Raw genomic sequence first — 22,124 nt, 5'->3', positions numbered from 1 at the left:
TTGTGTAATTCAATTCCGGTCCTTACCCCGCAGCATGCTGTCCAGCACGTCATCGCGACGCACCCAGGCGTGAAACAGCGCCGCCGCCAGATGCAGCAACACCGTCAGAAACAGCAGGTACGCGAGGAACCCGTGCGCTTTGCGCAGGAACGCAAACACCTGCGCATTCGCCGGCACGATCGACGGCAATTGCAACGAACTGCTGAGCATCACCGGGTCGCCGGCCGCTGAAATCATTGCCCAGCCGAGCAGCGGCAGAATCAGCATCAACGCATACAACAACAGATGCGAGGCCTTGGCCGCCAGCACTTGCCAGCCTGGCAAGTCAGCCGGCAACGGCGGCTGTTGCGTCGAGAAGCGCACGCCCAGGCGCACGATCACCAACAGCAAGATGGCGATGCCCAAGGGTTTGTGCAGGTGAATCAGCCACTCATGGCGCTCGGACACCGAGGCAACCATGCCCGCACCGATAAACAACATGGCGATGATCATCAATGCCATCAGCCAGTGCAGCAGGCGCGCCAGTGGAGCGAAGTGGTTCGGTTGGGCGCTCATTGCTTGGCCTCCTGTTTGGCGGCGGGTAACTGGCTGACTTCGCTGGTGCGACGCAAATAGGACGTGGCATAACCGGCCGAGCGAGCGGCGAGTAATGGGTCGTCGGAACCTTCGATGCCGGCAGGCAATACCAGCGGGTCGTAGTTGATGTCTCGGCACTCACCGTTCAATTGTGGCTGGGTGCTTTCAAGTACCAGGGTGCCGGCGTTCAATACTTTGCGCCCGTCTGGCCAGGCTTTGCTTGCGTCGTTGACCGGATCACCGGGGTTGGCCAGGGTGATGTTCAACTGCCAACGCAATGGCCCGGCGGCAATGCGCTGAACCAGGTCTTTTTCCAGGTAGTCGCTGCCTTCGGGCGCCGTCGCGCCCGGCGCGTCCTGAGCCACAGGCGACATGCTCCAGCGCACCGCTTGCCGTTGTCCGGCCGCGTTCACCAGGTAAAACGCATTGACGCTGTTGTAGGTTTCCGTCACGTAGCTGGCTGACGGTTTGGCAGTTTTGATCCACGCCAGGAACGGCGCTGCTTCCGGGTGCGAACCAAAGAACGCAGGCACCGCGGCCGGGTTCGGTTTGCCAGTGGCCGGGTCCGGAGACTGGGCCTGCTGCAACTGATAGAACGCCTCGGGCGTGCCCACCGGGAACACCGGCATGCTGTTCATCCCGGTACGCCATTGCTGACCGTTAGCCTGGTTGAAACGCAACGCCATGCTGCGGATCGGCACGGCACTGTCCGGCGCGTAGGGATTACCCGCCGGCAAGGCCAAGCGACCAACCACTGGCGTGCGCGCCTCGTTAAATACCTGCGCCGTGGAGTAACTGCGCGCCTCGCCGCTGCTCTCGAAATGGCCGATCACGCACACACCTTTGGAGTGATTACGCCGGAACCCGGGATGCACGCCGTTGTTGGTCTCCAGCACATTGATCAGCTTTTTCGGCGTCAGGCGTTGTGAGTCAAAGGTGCCATTGACGTAGGCAAACGCCCCGGCCAGCGCAGCGACAACCACGGCAATGCCCGTCAGGCGCAATGTCAGGCTCGCGGCACTCAAGGGTGGCCGGGTGGGCGGCGATGATCGATCTACCATGAAAGACTCCAGGGCCATCGGCCACAAGTGAGAAGAATCAAGCAGACGTACCCCACGAAGGTTTATTCCCTCGTGCGGTATTTATTTTTTCAGACGTGGAATAACCTCGAATGCCAAGCGTCTTCCTTGGCACTCACCACAGCGTAGTGACTAGTCAGAATTTCATGAACGACATCGACGAACAACTGAGAGAAATCATTCCCAGATTGCGGCGATTTGCCGTGTCGTTGACGCGCAATTCCAGCAGCGCCGACGATCTGGTGCAGTCGTGCCTTGAGCGCGCATTGTCGAGTTGGGGCGATAAGCGGCCCGACGGCGACCTGCGCGCCTGGCTGTTTTCGATTCTCTATCGGCAGTTTCTCGACGCTCACCGGCGCTCGAAGCGTTATGCGCGGATGCTCGAATTCTTTACCGGGCGCGATGATGCGCAGCCTTCGGTCGAACGCACCGTGATAGCCCAGTCCACCCTCAACGCCTTCGATCAACTGCCCACCGAACAGCGCGCGCTGCTGCTGTGGGTGTCGGTCGAAGGCCTGACTTATAAAGAGGTCGCCGAGATTCTCGGCGTACCCACCGGCACCGTGATGTCCCGCCTGTCCCGGGCCCGCCAGGCCTTGCGCCAACTCAGCGATGGCGAAATCAACCGCCCTGCTCTGCGGAGACTCAAATGATCAGCATGCCCCCAAGCGAGCGTGACCTGCACGCTTACATCGACCACCAACTCGGTGATGACGACCGACGCCTGGTGGAGACTTTTCTCGCCAGCAACCCGCAAATTCGCGCACAAGTACGCGCCTGGCAGCAGGACGCCCAACAACTGCGCGCGGCCCTGAGCGGCGCGTTGCAGCAACCGGCCAATCCGGAGCTCGATCCTGCGCTGATTCGCCAGCGCCTGAAACGTCAGTCCCGTCGACACCTGGCCAGCGCTGCGGTATTGCTGATCGCCGTCAGCGTCGGTGGTTTCAGCGGTTGGCAGGCACGGGAGATGACACTGGTCGGCACCCAGCTGCCAATGACCGACGCCCTGCAGGCCTATCGGCTGATTGCCGAGCAGGGCATCCTGCCCGCCGACTACAAGGCCAGCGATGATGGCGACATGCAAGGGTGGCTCGACCGTTATTTCACCCAGGCCAATCGCTTGCCCGACCTCTCGGGTGCCGGGTTCAAACCGGTCAGCGGGCGCTTGCTCAGCACCGAGCAAGGGCCGGCGGCGATGGTGGTCTACGAGAACCAGAGCGGGCACAAAATCAGCTTCTACGTGCGCCCCCCAGGGCCGAAAAACTTCCTGCTGCCGCGCGGCAGTCGCAGCGATGGCGGGTTGCAGGCCGAGTATTGGTCGGGAGGCGGCTACAACTACGCGATGGTCAGCCCGACAGATACCCCGGCGGCGCAGTTGCTCAAGCAAACCGTGCAGTTTTGATCCCCCTGTAGGAGCTGCCGAAGACTGCGATCGTTTGATCCACTCTTGATCTTCTGCGCTTGGAGAGGCCGAGAGCAGCACCGGAGCGAGGGCAATCACGGAGATCAGAACCCCACATCCAGCACAACGCTGTCCAGATACGTACCCGCTGGCGGTGTGGTCTGGTCGGTGTAGATCCTGGCGTTGTAGTTGAAAATCTGACTGCCAGTGCCCAACCCATTACCCGGATTGACCTCGGCGTCGGTGCTCGCCCGTCGCGCACTGCCGACGCTGCCCCACCGGGTCGTGCCGGCACTTTTGAAGATGTCGTACGCCAGATAATTACCCCCGGAGACCATGCGCCGCCGACCACCCACAGCGACCGCGTTTTGCCCGTCACTCAAACCCACCGTATAGGCACTGCCCTTGGTGCAAGCCAGGTTGATGGTCTGCCCGGTGACCGGGGTAAACGCACTGACCACCGGCGCACTGCCAAACGCAATATTCGGCGCTGTGATGGTGCAGTCGTTGGCGACCGTCAGGTTGACCGTCAGCGTGATGGTGCCGCTATTGATATCGCGCCCCAGGCAGACGCTGCCGACGCCAATGCCAGAGCAGTAATTCCAGTTCCAGAAGATCGTCAGGGTTTCGCTGTAGATCCCGGCCGCGACATTGCTGCCGATGGTTGTGCCGAGATAGAGCGGCACGGTTTTCGGCACCGTGCCATTCAGCAGGCCGAGGGCGTCGATGATGCCGTTGCGGGCGAAGTCGTAGGCAACGCCGCGGGTCAGCGGGTAGCTGGTGCTGTTGTTGGCGTAGATCGTGTAGCCGATGACATCGCCGGTAGGACCGACCAAGCCGCTCTGGGACGAAGTGACGGTGGCCCAGAAATGATCATTGGTGGTCAACAGCGAAAGCAGCGAGCCGGTGCAACTTAATCCACCATTCACCGTGGAACTGGATTGCGACGTGGTGCGCACGGCAATCGAACTGAGGGAGCCGAACGCCACCGGCGTGGTGCCGACCGCCGCGCACAATGCCTGCGCCGAACTGGGCAGCAACAACGCCAGCCACGCCAGCCACTTCGCGCCGTTCACTGACACACCAACGGCCCGATCAGCGGGATCTGATCCTGCTGCATGTCGACGGCAAACTGCACCTGACAGGTTTTCCCATCGGCCAGACTCACCCGCAAACTGTTCTGCGCCTGCAGGTTTTCCAGGTAAACCAGACCGTCCCAACCCACTACCGTTTGCGCGCCGCTTTGCTCATGCACCACGCCGCTGCCCAAGGGCAGGTTCTGCTGTTGCGCATCCACCAGGACGATGCTTGCGGCGAGCACCCGGCTCAATGGAAATTCCAGCAGATATCCGCTGCCTCGGCGTACCGCGATGCGTTGTTCGACGTTCGGGCTGCGCACGTTGGCCGGCAGGTTCAGCGGGTCGATTTCATATTTGCCACGGTAATAGGCGCTGCTCCACGGCACGAGCAAGTGGCCGTTGCGATCGGTCTGGCCGACCTGCTGGTTTTCGTATCGCACCGGAACGTCGGCGTAGCCGTCGGTGCTCACGACCACAAAAGCGTCGTCGATGCGGTTGGCGGCGAACACCTGGCGGTCCATCCACACCAACGAACCGCTGGCATCGGCCCAGCGGGTTTCGACATCGCTGTTGCCGTAGACGCCGGCCTGCAATTGCACTGATTGCAGTCGCCAGGTCACATCGGCCTGACGATAATCCGGCCCGTCGCCATCGGCGTAACCAAGGTTGAAACCCACGCCGCCTTCGGTCGGCACGGCGCGGCTGTAGTTGACCCGTTGCTGGGTTTGCCCGGCCTTGCTGCGCTCACTGCTGATGGCCAGGCTGCCGCGCAAATCGAACGGAATGACCAGTTGCGCCTGCACCGCCCAGTTGCTGTCGCCGATTTCGCGGTTGGCCGACAGATAAAAACTGGTGTTGCGCCACAACGGTTTGCTCCATGTCAGGTTGAGCAAGCGCGTGCGTGAGTCATCGGCGGCGCGCACGTCGAAGTAGCCGGCACCGAGGCTGCCCCAGCTGTCGAGGTTCAGGCTCAGGGTTGCCTGCTCACTGCGTTTGCTCAGCGCGGTGTAAGGGCTGTCGACCAGGGTCAGGTCAGCGTATTGGTCACGGCGTTGCAAACGCTGATAAGAGAAGCTGTAGCGCTGGCTGCTGTATTGATAGCCGAGGCTCAGTTGTTGACCACTTTCACCGTCGAAACGGCTTTGGCTGATGGCGGTGTTGAGCACGCCGAAATTGCCCAGGCGAAGATTGCCGCCGATACCGCCCAGGGTCAGTGAATCAGACGCTTCGGCATGGCTTTCCAGGGTGAGGTTGTCGCTCAGGCCATAACGCAAACTGCCGGAACTGGCACCGGGGCCGTAGCTGAAATCGCGAAGGCCGTAATCCTGGCGCAAGGTGCCGGCGGCCACCGAGAAATCGCTCAAGCCTTTTTGCAACAGGCTGCTGGTGACGTAGAACGGCACCGTGGTCGAGACCTGTCGACCCAAAGCATCGGTGGTGACCACCACCGCTTCGCCGGCGCCGTTGATGAACGGGATATTGGTCAGCGTGTAGGGGCCGGGTTGCAGCTCGGCGCTGCTGGATTTGTAGCCGTTGATAAACAGATCCACCGATGACGGCACCGCCGCCTCCCCGGCGAACTGCGGCAACGGGTAAGTCACCAAGTCCGGGCGCACGCCGAAATCCCGGGACAACTGCACCCCGCCCAGACGCACTGAATTGCTCCAGGGCAAGGCACCGCTCACGAGATCGCCGGCCTCGTACGTGAGCAGCCGATCATCATCGGAGTAGCGCCAGGTGGTGTCGTAGCGCAGGTAGCCATTGTTCAGCGTATTGACTTCATCCCCCGACATCGTGCGGCGATATTGCCCGGTGTTGGACAACGTGCCCCAGTTGTCGAATACCCGCACTTCGTTCCAGGCCGCCAGATAAGTGCCGGCGTCATCGGTGTCGTTGAGGTACAGGTCATAGTTGAGTAACGCCCCGAAACTGCTCAGGGCCGGGGTGCGCGGATAGACGTCACGACGACCGATAAACTGTTCGGGCAGCCAGTCTGGCGGGACGTCGAGCAGCAGCCGTTGACCGTTGCCGTCGTACTCGCTGTGCAGGCCCGGCACGCTGTCGAGGCCGACTTCGACGCCGGTGCTGTCCGGCAACTTCATGCCGGTGTCACGCAATGCGCTGGCCGGCACAAAGAGCTGCCCGTTACGCTGCTCGACCGCCACGACCCGTCCGGTGTTCATCTGGTTGACCACCAGTTCCAGAAACAACTGCGCATCGGCTACAGCCTCCATGCCACTGGGCGGAGGCGGCAGATCACCGGCCTCTGCGGGATGAACGAGTGCCAGGCAACAGACACAGCCAACGACCCACAACGGACGCTGCACACTGCGAGCCCTACCCTGGCTCATTACGGCTTGTTGTCCGTCACTGGACATTTTCCTCCGTGTGCTGCCTGAAAAGATCGCAGCCTTCGGCAGCTCCTACAGGTGAACGCGTGTGTTCATTTGGCCGGCGCGACACTCTGAATCTGCGGTGCGCCATTGATCCGCACCTGCAACGCCGGGTCGCCGGCAAGCGGTCCGGGCGCCGGCCATCGCATGATCGCGCCGGGCAGCACATAACCCAGCAACCCTTCCACCAAGGGTCTGGTCTGGCTGCCCTGCTTCAGCGCCACGTCGGTAAGCCGCGCATGCACCGCGCCCTGATTGCGCACTTCAACGTAAGGACGCCCGTCCACCGCCACTGTGCGCCAGCTCAAATCTGGCAGGCCCACACCTTTTGGATCACGCGGGCGGGTGGTGTCTTCCTTGCTCCAAAGACCTTCGCCATAGGCAAACAGCGGCACCGAATAGCGCATCTGAAAACGAATCGCTGCGGCGGTTTTGCCGTCTTCAGCCGCCGGTGGTTTCGCCGAGGGAATTTCATCGATGATGATGCGGTAAGCCAGTTCCTGCCCCGGCGGGATTTGCCGAGTGCGCGTCAGACGTACCAATTGCTTCTGGCCCGGTTCGATTTTCGCCACGGGTGGGCTGCCGATCACGTCGCGCTGGTTTTGGTACTGATCGCTGAAACCGCTTTGGCTCCAGGCAAACACGCGGATCTGCAGGTTGGCGGTTTCGTTGCCGCGATTTTCCAGCCACAACGCACTGGCCTGTTGATCGGCTTCCAGCACCGGATCAATCGGCCAGATCAGCACCGAACTGGCCGCCTGTACCTTGGCTGCTCCCAGCCAGAGCAAGGCCAACAGCGCATGACACACGACCGAAGGCCGCCGCGAGGGTGAATACATATGCCGACTCCTATGGCCAATCATTCCGTTACCACGACAGCTGCACTTGCAGCACATCGCTGTATGTTCCTCCGGGTTGATTGCCCGGTAGCTGCACCTGACCGTAAATCGGCAGGCTGATGTTGTTTGCATCGCTATAGGCCACGGTTACGCTCTGGCCGATGCCCAGGCTCTGGCTGAACGCCGCATCGCGAAACAGTTGGTACGCCACCCGATTGCTGCCGGTGGTGAGCTGCAGATGTCGGCCGCCACTGTTGTACTGGCCGCCATCGACACTCATGTTCAGCGTCACGCCCGGCGTGCACTGCAACTGCACGCCCCCGGTCAGCGCCACCTGCACCGTGCCGGTAGCCAGGGCCGGGCGACTGCCGAAATTCAGGTTGCCGTAACTGGAAACCCCGCCGACCACCAGGCAACCGGCGGTTACCGTGGCACTGACCTGAAAGCTCTGGCTGGTCACCGCCGCCAGCGGCAACGGCACACTCGCCCCGCAGAACAGGAGCAGCGCCGCACAACCGTGGCCGTTCATCTCCCTAAAAGGTCAGTTCGACGGCAACGGTGTCGGTGTAGGTGCCTGCCGGCAGTCCGGCCTTGCCCAGGGCCTGGCCGTAGATGTTCACGGTCTGCGCTACGCCAGTGCTGGCGGCAAGGTTGATCACGCCGTCAATGGCCAAAATCTGCGAGTGACCGGCATCGGTGTACAAGTCGTATGGCACGTAATTGGCGACACCGTCGAACAGCGCACGGGTGCCGCCCGACGATTTCCCGTCGTTGGCACCGGCACGCACCTTGACCGTGGGTGTGGTGCCGTTGGAGCAGAGAATCGACAGCGCCCCACCGCCACCGCCGAGTACTTGCCCGCTGGCCGAGGTGAACAGGCTATTGGTGGTGCCGAAGTTCAACGAACCGAAATTCAGGTTGCTGGAGCCGCCGACGCCGTTCACCTGACAACTGCTGGTCAGGATCAGGCTGGAGTTAATCTGGCCCGTGACAGTGGTGGCCGCCTGGACGCCGGCTCCCAACATCAGGCCGAGCAATGACAAACCTATCTTTGATACAAGCATGTGCATGGTGTCCGTCCTCTACAGGTTTACCAGTCGAGCGTCACCGTCAGGGTGTCGGTATAGACACCGGCCGGTAACGCGCGGGCGTTCGCTACCACGGAGCCGAATACCGGAATCGGTACTTGCGCCCCGCTGGTGACAGCGAAATTGTGTTGTTGCCCGATGTTGTAGCTCTGGTTGCCGGAAGCATCGAGGAACAATTGATAGGGAATGGTCTGCGTGCCGTTGCTCAGTCGCCGGGTGGTGCCGTCGCCGTGCGTGCCGCCATCGATGGTGACGGTGAAACCGGTGACCGAGGGATTGCAGGCGACGTTCAGTTTGCCGCTGCCGTCATCACTGAGGCTGGCCTCGATCGGGTTGTTCCAGGTAGGGCCTTGCTGGCCGAAATCGAGCGTGCCGAAGTCGCTGACCGGGCTGCCAGAGCGGGTGCCATTGGTCACTTCGCAACCGGCGATGATGGTCAGCCGCGCATGGATCTGCCCGCTGATGGCCGCTTGCACAACGGGGGCCAGCAACACCAGCGCGCCGAAGGTGAACACTTTCCAGAGCCTGCCTTTCATCACGACAACCACTACTCCTTCAGACACGGCCGTTCGTCCGCGAACGCCCCTTCCCTGCCAACCCGAGTCCGGTAGGTTGTTTGCTGCACAGTCGTCTACCAGCTGACCGTCACCTTCACCAGGTCCGAGTAACGGCTGACCCGCGGTATCTCCGCCAAGGGTTCAATACGCGCGTACAGCGGCAAATCCACCGATCCGGTCTCCGGCACCCGGCCACTCATCGGCACGTCCACCGCCAGCGGGATTCGCCGCGCCGGGTCCTGATAAAGCCGATAAGGAATGGGTTTGCTGTGTGCGGCGCTTCCCGCCATGTAACGCACGTCGCCGACGCCACCGTGCAGGCCGCCATCAACGCGTAATTGATAAGGGGTATCGGGATTGCATTCGAGCCTTGGCAGGCGCTCGTTCATCAGCGCCGTGCCCAGCGGCCCGGCGGGATTATCCAGCCGCGCCGTAGTGCCGAAATCGAGCACGCCCAATTGCTCGATGCCCGCCGTGCGTTGTTGCCCGACCAATTGACAGCCACGTTGTACGTCGACCCGCACCTCCACCTGAAGCTCGGCGGCCGATATCGTTGCACTGAGCCCCAGGCCCAAGACTGCCAACACCACATGTCCATTCACGGCCCCATTCCTTTTGAGGGGTGACTTGTAAAAAACAGGTTAGCAACACACCGGGAAATCGCCAGTGAACGAACGAAACTGGATCCACTCCGAAAACGTGAATTTGTACCGTCTCAGCTGCAAAACGCCGTCATTGCGGCGCGAAATAAGCTGTACACACCCGAGTATTTTGTCGAGAAAAGCCTTGATTCCATCGACACAACTGGAAGCGAATTCCCCCCTCTGGTTACACTATGCCGCCCCAGTCCGGGGCGCTTGCCTGACGATGACGGGGTGACACCACAGTGACCGTTCGACCGCCCAACCGTTCGCGCTTCAAGCCACGCTGGCCAGCACTGCGCCGCCTCTTCGGCAAGGCATCGACTGCGTCCGCCAGCGGGGTCGCGACAGGCCGGGTGATCCACGACTACTTTCACCACAAGGCCCATTCTCAGGGCTATACCCTCAGCCACAGCCAGCAGCGCGTCATTGATTGCATGGCACAACACGCCACAACACTGCTGGCTGCGTCAGCGAAGACCTTGCCCGGTCTTTACTTGCATGGCGCCGTCGGTCGCGGCAAGAGCTGGTTGCTCGACGGTTTTTTCCAGGCCATCCCCCTCGCGCAAAAACAGCGTCTGCACTTCCACGAGTTTTTTGCCCGGTTGCACCAGGGCATGTTCAGCCATCGCGAGCAACCGGATGCACTGGCGACCACCCTCGATGAGTTGCTGCGCGATTGCCGGGTGCTGTGTTTCGACGAATTCCATGTGCATGACATCGGCGATGCGATGCTGATCACGCGGCTGTTCAAGGCGCTATTCCGGCGCGGCATTCTGTTGCTGGTCACCTCCAATTATCCGCCGGAAGGCCTGTTGCCCAACCCGCTGTACCACGCGCGATTCAAGCCGGTGATCGACCTGATCAACACGCGTATGCAGGTGATGGAAGTCGGCGGGCCGCACGACTACCGCAGTCAGGCCAGGACCCACGCGCAACAACTGTTTACCCAGGGCCAATACGTCTGGCCCGCCACCGCGTCACAGCGTCAGGCGTCGAACCTGCCAGCCGCCGATGCACCGGCCATTGCCCTGCCCGTCGGCACACGCCACCTCTCCGCGCGCTACTGCGAAGGGCGCACCATCGGTTTTACCTTCAGTGACCTGTGCGACCAGCCCACGGCGGTCATGGATTATCTGGAACTGTGCCGGCGCTTCGATCACTGGATCATCGACAAGCTGCCCGACCTGGCCGACTGTTCGATTGCTGCACAGCAGCGCTTCATTAATCTGGTGGACGTTTTGTACGACCAGGACAAGCATCTGACTCTGCTTGGGCAGCGCTCATTGCGCGAAAGCCTGGGTGGCGATGCCATTGACCTGGCGCGTACGCGCAGTCGGTTGGGGCAGTTGGTGGAAATCCGGGAGGAATAGATTAAAAATCAAAAGATCGCAGCCTTCGGCAGCTCCTGCATTGAACGCAATCTCCCGTAGGAGCTGATCTTTTTGGCCTTGCCAAGGCCTCAAGTCGCTATCATGCCGCCCATTCATTCGATCGATGGCGAACCCCGCTCATGCATTCCCTCGCACAACTGCGCGCCGGCACGCTGGCCGGCATCACCCGTCTGGACCTCGCCTGCGGCCTGACAGAATTCCCCCGGGAAATATTCGACCTGGCGGACTCCCTGGAAGTGCTGAATCTCAGTGGCAACGCCCTACGCAGTTTGCCGGAGGACTTGCACCGTCTGATCCGCTTGCGGGTGTTGTTCTGCTCGGACAACCTGTTCACCGAACTGCCCGTTTGTGTGGGCCGATGCGAAGCCTTGACCATGGTCGGCTTCAAGGCCAACCGTATCGAACAGGTTCCGGGACAAGCGCTGCCACCGCTGTTGCGCTGGCTGATCCTGACCGATAACTGCATCTCTGAACTGCCGACCGAACTGGGCCAGCGCCCATACCTGCAAAAACTCATGCTGGCCGGTAACCGGTTGCAGCGTTTGCCGGAAAGCTTGCGCGATTGCCATCGGCTTGAGTTGATCCGCATCGCCGCCAACCAACTCACCGAGTTGCCCGAGTGGCTGCTGGCCCTGCCGAGCCTGACCTGGCTGGCCTACGCCGGTAACCCGCTGGAAACCGAAGCCGATGCCGCCGCCCTTGAAGCCACCGCGAGCATTCCCTGGTCGCAAGTGCGCCTGGAGCAGCAGCTGGGCGAAGGCGCTTCGGGGGTGATTCATCGGGCTGCCTGGTCTCGACCGGGCCAACCGGACACCCAGGTTGCGGTCAAGCTCTACAAAGGCGAAATGACCAGCGATGGCTCGCCGTTGCACGAAATGAACGCCTGCATCACCGCCGGCATCCACCCGAACCTGATTTGTGTCGAAGGCCGGATTGTCGATCACCCGCAACACACCAACGGCCTGGTGATGCAGCTGATCGAGCCGAGCTACCGCAACCTTGCCGCGCTGCCGAGCCTGGCCTCTTGCAGCCGCGACATCTACGCCAACGACACGCGCTTCACCGCCGATGTCGCCCTGCGCATCGCCCGTGGCATTGCCTCAGTTGCTGAGCACTTGCACCGTCAGGGCATTACCCATGGCGACCTCTACGGCCACAATATTCTGTGGGACGAGCACGGTGATTGCCTGCTGGGGGACTTCGGTGCGGCGTCGTTCCACGCGCTCGAAGACAACACTGAAAGCCGTGCACTGCAACGCATCGAAGTACGCGCGTTCGGGGTGCTGCTGGGGGAATTGCTGGAGCGGATTGATTTGGGGTTGAGTGAGGAACTGCGCGTGCAGTGGGAGGCGTTGCAACAGAGATGTTGTCAGCCGGATGTGCTGGCCCGACCGGGGTTTAGCGAGATTGTGCGTGTGTTACAGGAAGTTATTACGGCACATTAAGAAAAAGATCGCAGCCTTCGGCAGCTGCTACAGATGCACCGTAGGCTGCGATCTTTCGATGTTTAGCCGGCCAACCCGACAAACATGTCCTGCACGTCGTCGTGGTTATCGAGGCCTTCGAGGAAGGCTTCAACTTCAGCCATCTGCTCATCGCTCAGGCCGCTGACCGGGTTTTTCGGCTGGTAACCCAACTTGGCCGACAGCACGGTGAAACCCTGCCCCGGCAACGCTTTTTGTACCGCGTCCAGGTCTGCAGGTTCAGTCAGGAACAGCGTTGCGCCGTCTTCACCTGGCTCGAAATCCTGAGCGCCCGCTTCAATAGCGGCCATTTCCGGATCGGCGTCCGGGGTTTCCGGCGCGGCTTCGATCATGCCAACGTGGTTGAAGTCCCAGGCCACCGAACCGGAAGCGCCCAGTTGGCCCTTGCGGAAGGCGACGCGGATTTCAGCGACGGTACGGTTGATGTTGTCGGTCACACATTCAACGATCAGCGGCACTTGATGCGGTGCAAACCCTTCATACGTCACGCGATGGTATTGCACGGTTTCGCCGAGCTGGCCGGAGCCTTTCTTGATCGCACGTTCCAGGGTTTCGCGAGGCATCGAGGCTTTTTTAGCCTGTTCAACCACCAGGCGCAGGTGTGCGTTAGTGGTGACATCGGCACCGTTACGCGCGGCAATGGTGATTTCTTTCACCAGTTTGCCGAAGATCTTGCCCTTGGCGTTAGATGCCGCTTCTTTGTGTTTAACCTTCCACTGTGCGCCCATTACTCACTCTCTTGTCTGTGGCGCCGAGACATCTATTGGCCGACGCTTTGCGCAAGTTTAACCGGCCTAAAGTCGGCAATCGACCAAAAATTCTGACCTTGAATCGACATCTTCGCCTTCGGTTGTAGGGCGATTCGGAAACGTCAGTTTGTGATGACTATTAACAGCTGTGGTTTCGTACTCTCTGCGCCCGTATTCCATGGCAGAAGCGCGTTCGATGCACAACGACAAGGAAAGTCCCTTCACCCTGACACTGCTGGACGACGATTTAAGCCTGCATGTCGTGCAATTCAGTGGTCTGGAAGCCCTCAACCAACCCTATCGATTCGACATAGAAGTGATCGGCCTTGCACCGGCCATTCACCCTGATCGGTTGTTGCAACAATCGGCGTTCCTGAGCCTTGGGCAAGGCCTGGGCATTCACGGCGTGTTGCACAGCGCCAGTCGCGAACATTGCGGGGCGCACCGGGTTGGTTACAAAGTGGTGCTGGTGCCCGCGCTGCAAGCACTGGATCGGTATCGCTGTCGGCGCATCTTCGTCCACCTCAGCGTGCCGATGATCCTGCGTCAGTTATTGGAGGAACATGAGCTGCCCGATGACAGCTATCGCTTTGAACTGACCCTCGAGCACTACCCCCTGCGGCCTTTTTGCATTCAGTACGATGAAACCGACCTGGCCTTGCTGCAACGGCTGTGCGAGGAAGAAGGCATTCACTATCACTTCGAACATCAGCGCAACGCTCACGTACTGGTGGTAGCCGATGACAGCCTGAGCTTCCCCCAAGCCCCCCTGCTGATGCCGTTCCACAGCGACGCATCCGACGATGAAAGCCAACCGCTGATCAGCGAATTGTTCCAGCGCCATGATTCGCCGCCCTCACCGTCGGGACGTAATGCCAGAAACCGCGGCGCGCCGGACGCTGACGACGGTGCGGCCAATCACCCCATCACCCGGCCGCCGCCAATGTCCCGCCCGGCGCCTGAGCAGCACCACGGCGATCAACTCGCCCGCCGGCATCTGGAGCGACTGCGTTGCCTGCAATTGCAAATCCATGGCCAAAGCAATAACGGCGAGTTAAGCAGCGGACGCATCGTGCAGGTGGCAGACCATCCGCTGCCGGGGTTCAACGATCAATGGCTGGTGACCCAGGCGCGGCATCAGGGGCATCAGCGTTCGATTCTGGCGCAAGACACGCCCGACAGGCTGCCGCATTACCACAATCAGTTCAGCGCCATTCCCTGGTCAACGGCGTTCAGGCCGCCGCTGAAACAGACAAAGCCGAGTGTGCCGGGTTATCAACCCGCCCATGTATGCGGCCCGGCCGGGCAACCGGCAGCATTGGATGATCAAGGTCGAATTCAGGTACGTTTGTGGCCCGCACAGCCCGCTGTTGCGCAGGCATCCAACAGTCTCTGGCTGCCTATTGCGTTGACGACCGTGCACGGGCGGATCGATCCGGCCTGTTTGCCGTTGGCCGGCAGCGACGGGTGGGTCAGCTTCCTGGACAGTGACCCCGACCGCCCGGTGTTCTGCGCCAGCACCGGACATCGCGATACGCCACCGCCCGCCCGCGACCATCAACCACGCAGCGATAGTCGCCTGCTGCTCGACTGGCTGATCAACCCCACGCAGCCTAAGCCATGACCGTCAGCCCTTGTCAGCCTTGCCGGCCGCCGCCGCGAACTTCGCCAGGCGCACGTCGAGGTGCCGAGGCCGATGCCCGTGATCCTCGGCGCGTTCCTTGCGGCGGATGGCGTTGCGCACCATCAGCGAACCGAGGTAACGGATCGGCTCTGGCGGGAAGAAGCCCAACGGTCCGTTCACCAACGGCGAGCGGGTCCAGGCGTTGTCGAGACCCTGGACCATCGAGGCCAGAATCTGCCCGCCCATATGGCATGGCCCGACGCCGCTGCCGGAGTAGCCGAAACCGTAGAACACGTTGCCGCTGGCACTCATCTGCCCGAAGAACGGCAGCCCCGTGACCGAGCGATCGGAAGGGCCGTTCCAGGTCGCTTCGACCTTGACGTCGGCAAACGCCGGGAAAAAATCCGCCAGACTGCTTTTTAACAGACTGGCATAAGGTGACGGCTGATCGAACACCGGCAACATGCGCCCACCATAGGCGAAGGTATTGCCGCCCTTGCCGAGCATGATCCGGCCGTCCGGGGTGTTGTGATAGTAGTGCACGAAAATCCGCGAATCGAGCACGGTGACGCCGCTGGTCAAGCCGATCTCATTCAGCAGGTCGGGCCGGGGTTCGGTGATTGCCATATCGCTGGAGACGATCGCCACGCTGCGTTCGAATTGCGGGAATGCCCGGGCCATCCAGGCGTTCATCGCCAGCACCACACGATCGGCGCGGACGGTGCCGTTGGCGGTTTGAATCCCCGCCGGCTTACCTTCTTCCAGCCCGGTCATCGCCGTGTTTTCATGAATTTTCACGCCAAGCTGCAAGGCGACTCGACGCAAGCCGCGTACCAGTTTGCCCGGTTGCACGCTGGCAGCGGCCGGGGAAAACCAGCTCTCCAGGTGCTTGCTGGAGCCGGCCATGCGCTGCACATCAGCCAGTGGTCGCTGGGTAAAAGAGTTGATGCCGTTGCGTTCCAGTGCCGCAATCACCGCGTCGGTCGAGCCCATCTGGGCACGGTTGGTCGCGGTGTAAAGGGTGCCGTCGAGACGGTAATCGGCGTCCACCGCGTACTGCTCGCAAAAGGCACCGATGGCGTGGATGCTGCGCTCGGATTCCTTGACCAGCCGCACGGCTTCTTCGACGCCGAACAGCCGCTCAAGGGTGAAGTACTTGGCCGACCACGACAGCGCACAACCGCCGTTGCGGCCACTGGCGCCGGCACCGCAGACGTCCGCTTCGATCAGCACCACATCCAGTTCGGGGTTCTGCTCCTTGAGCATGATGGCGGTCCATAACCCGGTGTAGCCACCGCCGACAATGCAGACATCGGCGCGGATGTCGCCTTGCAGTGTCGGACAGGTTTCGGACGTATCAGCCTTCAAGGCCTGGTCCAGCCAAAAGGGTCTCATGGGGTAACTCTCCGGTCATTCGTCCACACGCCAGCCTGCCGCAGGCGCAGCAGGCCGCGCGGGACAGGGTTCAGGTACGCAGGGGTTTTATGGTCATTGCCTGGTTAGGCACAAAGGGATAGTTGGTACGCAGGCCTCCCGGGCGACTGTTCCAGTGCGGGATCAACACCAGGGCCGAGAACATCGCGCAGCCGGCAAAGACAATGAACACGGTGACGGTGTCGAAGTAGCCCGGCAGCAATCCGCCGAGAATTGCCCCGACCGAGCCGCAGCCGTTTACGAAACCTGCCGCTGTCGCACCCGCCTTGGCGGTGCCGAAATCGATGGCGGCCGCGCCGCTGATCATCGAGTCCGGTCCGTAGAGCGTCAGGCCCATGACAAACAACAGCGCCACCACCAGCAACACGCTGCCGGTATGCAAGGCACCCATGAACAGCGCCAGCGACACGGTCAGCGCCAACAGGCTGATGACGCAGGCCGGCATGCGCCGGGCACCGAAGAGTTTGTCCGAGGCCAGACCGATCATGATCGGCCCGAGCAACCCCGCCAGTTCGAACGAAGTGGGAATGATCGCCGCGCCGACTTTGCCTACCGATGGCATTTGTTCGAAAACGATCACCGGGCCCCACAGCAGAATCGCATAGCGCGCCGGTTTCAGCATGAAATAGGCCAGGCCAAGAATCAGCACCGTGCGGTTGCGCAGGATCTCCTTTAACGGCTCCCACATGCTGATCTTGCTTTGCGCATCAGCTTCTGCGGCCGTCAGTTCAGGCTCTGGCTCCACAGCGGGCAAGCCAACGTCTTCAGGTTTATTGCGTTGGAAAATAAAGAACAGCACAGCGACCAATGCGACCACGACGGCACTGGAAATAAACGCCGCATGCCAGGTGCCGATCTGTGTGTACGCCCACCAACCGGCGAACGGCGATGCCACCAGACCGCCAAAGGCGTAGCAGGAACTCCACAAGCCCAGCACCCGTCCGCGCTGTTCGGCGGGGAAGAAACTGCCGAGGTTCTTGCACAGCCCGGACCAACCGGTGGACTGCGCCAGGCCCTGAATCAGCATGCACGTGGCGAAGATCGGTAACGTGGCGAAACTGCCCATTACCAATGCTGCCGCCGCAGAGATCAGCAAGCCACCCAGCACCACAACCCGTGGCCCGAAGCGGTCGGCAAGAATGCCCCAGGTGAATTGGCCGATGGCGTAAGCGGTCAGGTAAATTGCATCGAGGTTGGCCATGGCCATTTTGTCGAGCATGAACGTCGGGTCTTCGCCGATGCCCAGTTTCGCAACGGAAAACGCTTTGCGGGTGAAATAGAACGCGGCGTAGGCGAGCCAGGTGATCGCGAAGATCTGCACGCGCCAACGCTTGATGGTGCCGATGTGCTTGTTCATTGTGGTTCTGACCTCAGGGTGTGAGTGTGCCGGCAGAATTGGTAGAAAAACGCCTGTGTTTTTATTGTTGAGCACTGCGAAATCACCCTGTCCCTGTTAGGCGATTCCGGTCAGATGAGTCCTGCTGTTGCACGCACAGGCTCATGGCCACCGTTGCTGTTCGACCGAACAGTCAGCTGGGCTGAAGCGGATAAAAACAATTACTGATTAATAAGTGAAATCGATTTATCGTATTTCCAATATAAGCACAGCTTGTTACTGGAGGTTTCGATGTCGGTTTCCCACGCCCAGCTCAAAGCCTTCCACGCCGTAGCGGTACACGGAAGCTTTACCAAAGCCGCCGAGCGGCTATTCCTCACGCAACCGGCGATTTCCGACCAAGTGCGAAAACTCGAAGAGCGCTACGGGGTGTTGCTGTTCCACCGCAACAAACGCTCGGTGCGCCTGACCGATCTGGGCGAGCGTTTGCTGAGCGTTACCCAGCGGCTTTTTGTGATTGAGGCGGAAGCTCAAGAGCTGTTGCAGGATTCCCAGGCGTTGCAAACCGGCAGCCTGATTCTGGCGGTGGATGCACCGGTACACGTGCTTCCGCAAATCGCCCGTTTCTGTGAGCGTTACCCCGGCATCAGCGTGAAAATCGAAACCGGTAACACCGATGAATCTCTATTTCGACTGTTCAACTATCAGGCTGATCTGGCACTGCTCGGTCGCGATGTCAGCGATGAGCGGCTGATTTCGCTGCCCCTGCGCAATGACCCGATGGTGGCGTTCGTCTCGCGCAATCACCCATGGGCCGACCGCGAATCCATTTGCCTGGCGGACCTGGACGACACGCCGCTGGTACTGCGGGAAATCGGCTCGGTGACCCGCCAGACCCTGGAAGAAGAAATGGCCGGCGCCGGGTTCCGCATCCGCCCGGCGATTCAGGTTGAAGGCCGGGAAGCAGCGCGTGAGGCGGTGGTGGTGGGGATTGGCGTGGGGGTGGTGTCGGCGGCTGAGTTCGGTGCGGACTCTCGGGTGTGCGCGCTGCCGATTACCGATTGCAAACGGCGATTGACCGAGACACTGGTGTGCTTGCGCGAGCAAAGTTCGCGGCGGATTGTGGCGACGTTTTTGCAGATGGTGCGCGAAAGCCTCACACCGATGTAGGGGCCCTGTAGGCGCTGTCGAGTGAAACGAAGCTGCGATCTTTTGATCTTGCTTCTTAAAAACAAAATCAAAAGATCGCAGCCTCGTTTTACTCGGCAGCTCCTACAGGGTTTTCGATCAACCGGGATTGGGGGCCAAGCCGAAAAACGCCTGGATCAAACGCAAGTCCCGCCGCCGTTCCATGCACCCCATCATGTGCCGATTCACCAACCCCTCACCAATAATCGGCACCGCCGCCACGCGCGGGTCATGGCTGACTTCCACAGACGAGACCACACCTACACCCAACTCGGCGGCAACGGCCTCGGTCACCGCTTCGCGACTGTCCAGTTCCAGCAACACCCGAGGATGCACTTTGGCCTGGGCACAAGCTTCGTCAAACGTACGTCGGGTGATCGAACTCGGCTCACGCAACACCATGATCACCTGGTCCAGCTCCTTGAGCGGCACGCCTTTGCTCCTCTGCGCCCACGGATGACCGTCGGGCACCAGCGCACAAATCCGTGATTCGCTCAGGGCTTGCAGATGCAGGCCCTTGCGCGGTTCGACTTCGGTCAGCACCGCCACGTCGGCATGCTCGGACAACAACGCTGCCAGGGTTTCCTGGGCGTTGCCCAATCGCAGGTTCACGGTGACCCCCGGATAACGCGCTCGCAGGCTCGCCAGCATCGGCATGACCATGTGCGGCCCGTCCGCTGCCACTTCCAGGCGACCGGTCAACAATTGCCGATTGGCTTCCAGCATCACTTGCGCTTCTTCGGCGAGGCCGAACATCGCCCGGGTGATCGCCGCCAGTTTGGTGCCCTCTTCCGTCAACTCCACCCGTCGCGCGGTGCGCCGCAACAGGGTGATCTGGTAATGCTCCTCCAACGCCTTGATGTGCCCGGTGACCGCCGGCTGGCTGATGAACAGCCGCGCGGCAGCCCTTGTGAAGCTGCCCTCCCGGGCCACGGCATCGAAGGCGCGGAGCTGAAACAGGTTCATGAATAACCCTCACTGATGGCTGGCATAACAACAAACAATTTGATTGATAACACGGCAAATTGCAATTTAAGCCCCGTAGCTTCATCCCATCGATTGCGAGGACACGAGAATGAGTATTGCCGCACCCATCCTGCTCACCCCCGGCCCATTGACCACTTCGGCCCGCACCCGTCAGGCGATGATGGTTGACTGGGGTTCATGGGATGACCGCTTCAACCAACTGACCGCCAGCCTCTGCGAACAATTGCTGGCAATCATCAACGGCGCCGACAGCCACCATTGCGTGCCTCTGCAAGGCAGCGGCACCTTCGCCGTCGAAGCGGCAATCGGCACCCTGGTGCCTCGCGACGGCAAAGTACTGGTGTTGATCAACGGGGCCTACGGCAAACGCCTGGCGAAAATCTGCGAAGTGCTCGGCCGTTCGTTCAGCACCTTCGAAACCGCCGAAGACGAACCGACCACTGCCGCCGACGTCGACCGCCTGCTGCGCGCCGATACCAGCATCACCCACGTCGCTTTGATTCACTGCGAAACCAGTACCGGCATCCTCAACCCGCTGCCAGAAATTGCCGACGTCATTGCGCAGCACGGCAAACGCCTGATCATCGACGCCATGAGTTCATTCGGCGCGCTGCCGGTGGATGCGCAACAGGTGCCGTTCGACGCACTGATCGCCGCTTCCGGTAAATGCCTGGAAGGCGTACCGGGGATGGGTTTTGTCTTCGCTCGCAAAGAAGCCCTGGCCAAAGCCGCCGGTAACTCGCATTCGCTGGCGATGGACTTGTTCGACCAGCACACCTACATGGCCAAGACCGGCCAATGGCGCTTCACCCCGCCGACCCACGTAGTCGCCGCCCTGCACGAAGCGCTGCTGCAATACAACGAAGAAGGCGGCTTGCCGGCCCGCCATGAACGCTACGCGGCCAACTGCCAGGCACTGATGGAAGAGATGGGCAAACTGGGCCTGCGCAGCTTCCTGCCCGCCGCGATCCAGGCGCCAATCATCGCCACGTTCCATGCGCCAAAAGATCCGCGCTACGAGTTCAAGGAATTCTACGAACGGGTCAAGGCCAAGGGTTACATCCTCTACCCCGGCAAACTGACCCAGGTCGAAACCTTCCGCGTCGGCTGCATCGGCCACGTCCAGCCGGCCGAGATGCGCGAAGCCGTTGCGGCCATCGGCGAAGTGCTGCGCGAGATGGAAGTCCTCGAAATCTAAGCCCCACCGCCCTGTAGGAGCGATCGAGTGAAACGAGGCTGCGATCTTTTAACGTTGCCTTTGTAAAACGGGATCAAAAGATCGCAGCCTCGTTTCACTCGACAGCTCCTACGGAGATCACCATTTCCCATAGGCAGGAATTGCAACATGAACTACAAAAACCCAACCAAACTCCAAGCCGCCATCCTCGATTGGGCCGGCACTGTCGTCGACTTCGGCTCCTTCGCCCCGACGCAGATTTTTGTTGAAGCCTTCGCCGAGTTCGACGTTCAGGTGTCCATCGAAGAAGCCCGTGGCCCGATGGGCATGGGTAAGTGGGACCACATCCGCACCCTGTGCGATCAGCCGGAAGTCGCCGAGCGGTACCGCAAGGTGTTCGGCCGCACACCGACTGACGATGACGTGACCGCCATTTACCAACGCTTCATGCCGTTGCAGATCGAGAAAATCGCCGAGCACTCGGCGCTGATTCCAGGTGCCCTGGACACCATCGCCAACCTGCGCCAGCAAGGGATCAAGATCGGTTCCTGCTCCGGCTACCCGAAACAAGTCATGGACAAGGTGGTTGAACTGGCTGCCACCAACGGTTACGTCGCCGACCACGTGGTCGCTACCGACGAAGTGCCGAATGGCCGCCCATGGCCGGCCCAGGCACTGGCCAACGTGATCGCCCTGGGCATCGACGACGTTGCCGCTTGCGTGAAGATCGACGACACCGTGCCGGGGATTCTCGAAGGTCGCCGTGCCGGCATGTGGACCGTCGCGCTGATCTGCTCGGGCAATGCGCTCGGCCTGGACTACGAAGGCTACCGTGCCCTCGGCAGCGACAAACTGGACAGCGAACGCAAGCGTATCCACGCAATGTTCGAAGGTTCGCGCCCGCATTACATGATCGACACCATTACCGACTTGCCGCAAGTGATCGCCGACATCAACAAGCGCCTGGCCAACGGTGAGATGCCGCAAACCAACTGATCCAAAACTCACTGGCCCCTGTAGGAGCTGTCGAGTGAAACGAGGCTGCGATCTTTAGATTTTCAAGATCAAAAGATCGCAGCCTCGTTTCACTCGACAGC

General features: G+C 60.9%; 21 protein-coding genes. 8 read left to right on the top strand and 13 right to left on the bottom strand.

What is annotated here, in order from left to right; translation table 11 throughout:
- Positions 1-9 precede the first annotated feature (9 nt).
- Together KUF73_RS17975 and KUF73_RS17970 are read right to left on the bottom strand one after the other, a co-directional pair.
- Complete coding sequence (locus tag KUF73_RS17975; protein WP_218439402.1) at positions 10-555, bottom strand: cytochrome b; 546 nt, start codon at positions 553-555, stop codon at positions 10-12.
- Positions 552-1,637, bottom strand: a complete 1,086-nt coding sequence (locus KUF73_RS17970) for a catalase family peroxidase (protein WP_218439401.1) — start codon at positions 1,635-1,637, stop codon at positions 552-554. The genes KUF73_RS17975 and KUF73_RS17970 overlap by 4 nt, the downstream gene beginning before the upstream one ends.
- Before the next feature lie 164 nt (positions 1,638-1,801).
- Here KUF73_RS17970 and KUF73_RS17965 point away from each other — a divergent pair, with 164 nt between their 5' ends.
- Both KUF73_RS17965 and KUF73_RS17960 read left to right on the top strand, forming a co-directional pair.
- Complete coding sequence (locus KUF73_RS17965; RefSeq protein ID WP_218439613.1) at positions 1,802-2,308, top strand: sigma-70 family RNA polymerase sigma factor; 507 nt, start codon at positions 1,802-1,804, stop codon at positions 2,306-2,308.
- A complete protein-coding gene (locus KUF73_RS17960; protein WP_218439400.1) occupies positions 2,305-3,057 on the top strand; it encodes an anti-sigma factor in 753 nt (250 codons plus the stop codon). Before KUF73_RS17965 ends, KUF73_RS17960 begins: the two co-directional genes overlap by 4 nt.
- Positions 3,058-3,161: 104 nt before the next feature.
- On the opposite strand, the gene KUF73_RS17955 is transcribed toward KUF73_RS17960, so the two are convergent.
- The 7 genes from KUF73_RS17955 to KUF73_RS17925 all read right to left on the bottom strand — a co-directional run bounded on the left by KUF73_RS17955 (position 3,162) and on the right by KUF73_RS17925 (position 9,615).
- Positions 3,162-4,133, bottom strand: a complete 972-nt coding sequence (locus KUF73_RS17955) for a spore coat U domain-containing protein (RefSeq protein WP_218439399.1) — start codon at positions 4,131-4,133, stop codon at positions 3,162-3,164.
- Positions 4,130-6,487, bottom strand: coding sequence for a fimbria/pilus outer membrane usher protein (locus tag KUF73_RS17950; protein WP_218439612.1), 2,358 nt, complete (start codon positions 6,485-6,487; stop codon positions 4,130-4,132). Before KUF73_RS17950 ends, KUF73_RS17955 begins: the two co-directional genes overlap by 4 nt.
- A gap of 92 nt (positions 6,488-6,579) precedes the next feature.
- Entirely contained in the window at positions 6,580-7,368 is a 789-nt protein-coding gene (locus KUF73_RS17945; protein WP_218439398.1) for a molecular chaperone, read from the bottom strand.
- 28 nt (positions 7,369-7,396) lie between these two features.
- Complete coding sequence (locus tag KUF73_RS17940) at positions 7,397-7,897, bottom strand: spore coat U domain-containing protein (protein ID WP_218439397.1); 501 nt, start codon at positions 7,895-7,897, stop codon at positions 7,397-7,399.
- Between the two features lie 4 nt (positions 7,898-7,901).
- Positions 7,902-8,438, bottom strand: coding sequence for a spore coat U domain-containing protein (locus tag KUF73_RS17935; protein ID WP_218439396.1), 537 nt, complete (start codon positions 8,436-8,438; stop codon positions 7,902-7,904).
- 20 nt (positions 8,439-8,458) lie between these two features.
- Complete coding sequence (locus KUF73_RS17930; protein ID WP_218439395.1) at positions 8,459-8,992, bottom strand: spore coat U domain-containing protein; 534 nt, start codon at positions 8,990-8,992, stop codon at positions 8,459-8,461.
- Positions 8,993-9,087: 95 nt separating this feature from the next.
- Positions 9,088-9,615, bottom strand: coding sequence for a spore coat U domain-containing protein (locus KUF73_RS17925; protein WP_218439394.1), 528 nt, complete (start codon positions 9,613-9,615; stop codon positions 9,088-9,090).
- A 284-nt stretch (positions 9,616-9,899) separates the two neighbouring features.
- Here KUF73_RS17925 and zapE point away from each other — a divergent pair, with 284 nt between their 5' ends.
- Together zapE and KUF73_RS17915 are read left to right on the top strand one after the other, a co-directional pair.
- A complete protein-coding gene (zapE, locus tag KUF73_RS17920) occupies positions 9,900-11,027 on the top strand; it encodes a cell division protein ZapE (protein WP_218439393.1) in 1,128 nt (375 codons plus the stop codon).
- A gap of 140 nt (positions 11,028-11,167) precedes the next feature.
- Positions 11,168-12,493: a leucine-rich repeat-containing protein kinase family protein gene (locus KUF73_RS17915; protein WP_218439392.1), complete on the top strand. Its 1,326-nt coding sequence runs from the start codon at positions 11,168-11,170 to the stop codon at positions 12,491-12,493.
- 62 nt (positions 12,494-12,555) lie between these two features.
- Here KUF73_RS17915 and KUF73_RS17910 read toward each other — a convergent pair whose 3' ends face one another.
- Positions 12,556-13,260, bottom strand: a complete 705-nt coding sequence (locus tag KUF73_RS17910) for a YebC/PmpR family DNA-binding transcriptional regulator (protein ID WP_218439391.1) — start codon at positions 13,258-13,260, stop codon at positions 12,556-12,558.
- A 217-nt stretch (positions 13,261-13,477) separates the two neighbouring features.
- On the opposite strand from KUF73_RS17910, the gene KUF73_RS17905 reads away from it, so the two are divergent.
- Positions 13,478-14,905: a type VI secretion system Vgr family protein gene (locus KUF73_RS17905; protein ID WP_218439390.1), complete on the top strand. Its 1,428-nt coding sequence runs from the start codon at positions 13,478-13,480 to the stop codon at positions 14,903-14,905.
- A 3-nt stretch (positions 14,906-14,908) separates the two neighbouring features.
- Here KUF73_RS17905 and KUF73_RS17900 read toward each other — a convergent pair whose 3' ends face one another.
- Together KUF73_RS17900 and KUF73_RS17895 are read right to left on the bottom strand one after the other, a co-directional pair.
- Complete coding sequence (locus KUF73_RS17900; RefSeq protein ID WP_218439389.1) at positions 14,909-16,300, bottom strand: FAD-dependent oxidoreductase; 1,392 nt, start codon at positions 16,298-16,300, stop codon at positions 14,909-14,911.
- A gap of 70 nt (positions 16,301-16,370) precedes the next feature.
- Positions 16,371-17,696 (bottom strand): MFS transporter, encoded by a 1,326-nt coding sequence (locus KUF73_RS17895; protein WP_218439388.1) that lies wholly within the window; start codon positions 17,694-17,696, stop codon positions 16,371-16,373.
- Between the two features lie 270 nt (positions 17,697-17,966).
- Between KUF73_RS17895 and KUF73_RS17890 the strand changes: the two genes are divergently transcribed.
- Positions 17,967-18,845 carry a LysR family transcriptional regulator gene (locus tag KUF73_RS17890; protein ID WP_218439387.1) on the top strand — a complete coding sequence of 293 codons (879 nt, stop codon included), beginning with the start codon at positions 17,967-17,969 and terminating at the stop codon, positions 18,843-18,845.
- A 117-nt stretch (positions 18,846-18,962) separates the two neighbouring features.
- On the opposite strand, the gene KUF73_RS17885 is transcribed toward KUF73_RS17890, so the two are convergent.
- Positions 18,963-19,829 carry a LysR substrate-binding domain-containing protein gene (locus KUF73_RS17885; protein WP_218439386.1) on the bottom strand — a complete coding sequence of 289 codons (867 nt, stop codon included), beginning with the start codon at positions 19,827-19,829 and terminating at the stop codon, positions 18,963-18,965.
- A 109-nt stretch (positions 19,830-19,938) separates the two neighbouring features.
- On the opposite strand from KUF73_RS17885, the gene KUF73_RS17880 reads away from it, so the two are divergent.
- Both KUF73_RS17880 and phnX read left to right on the top strand, forming a co-directional pair.
- The gene (locus KUF73_RS17880; protein WP_218439385.1) at positions 19,939-21,048 is read left to right on the top strand and encodes a 2-aminoethylphosphonate--pyruvate transaminase; all 1,110 of its coding nucleotides are present in this window, start codon (positions 19,939-19,941) and stop codon (positions 21,046-21,048) included.
- A 147-nt stretch (positions 21,049-21,195) separates the two neighbouring features.
- The gene (phnX, locus tag KUF73_RS17875) at positions 21,196-22,023 is read left to right on the top strand and encodes a phosphonoacetaldehyde hydrolase (protein ID WP_218439384.1); all 828 of its coding nucleotides are present in this window, start codon (positions 21,196-21,198) and stop codon (positions 22,021-22,023) included.
- Positions 22,024-22,124: the final 101 nt, after the last annotated feature.

Origin of the sequence: Pseudomonas sp. PD9R, assembly GCF_019200975.1 — a bacterium.
Taxonomy (GTDB): domain Bacteria; phylum Pseudomonadota; class Gammaproteobacteria; order Pseudomonadales; family Pseudomonadaceae; genus Aquipseudomonas.
Note: the sequence above shows the minus strand (reverse complement) of the source record. Positions and strands in the feature narration are given on the sequence as shown.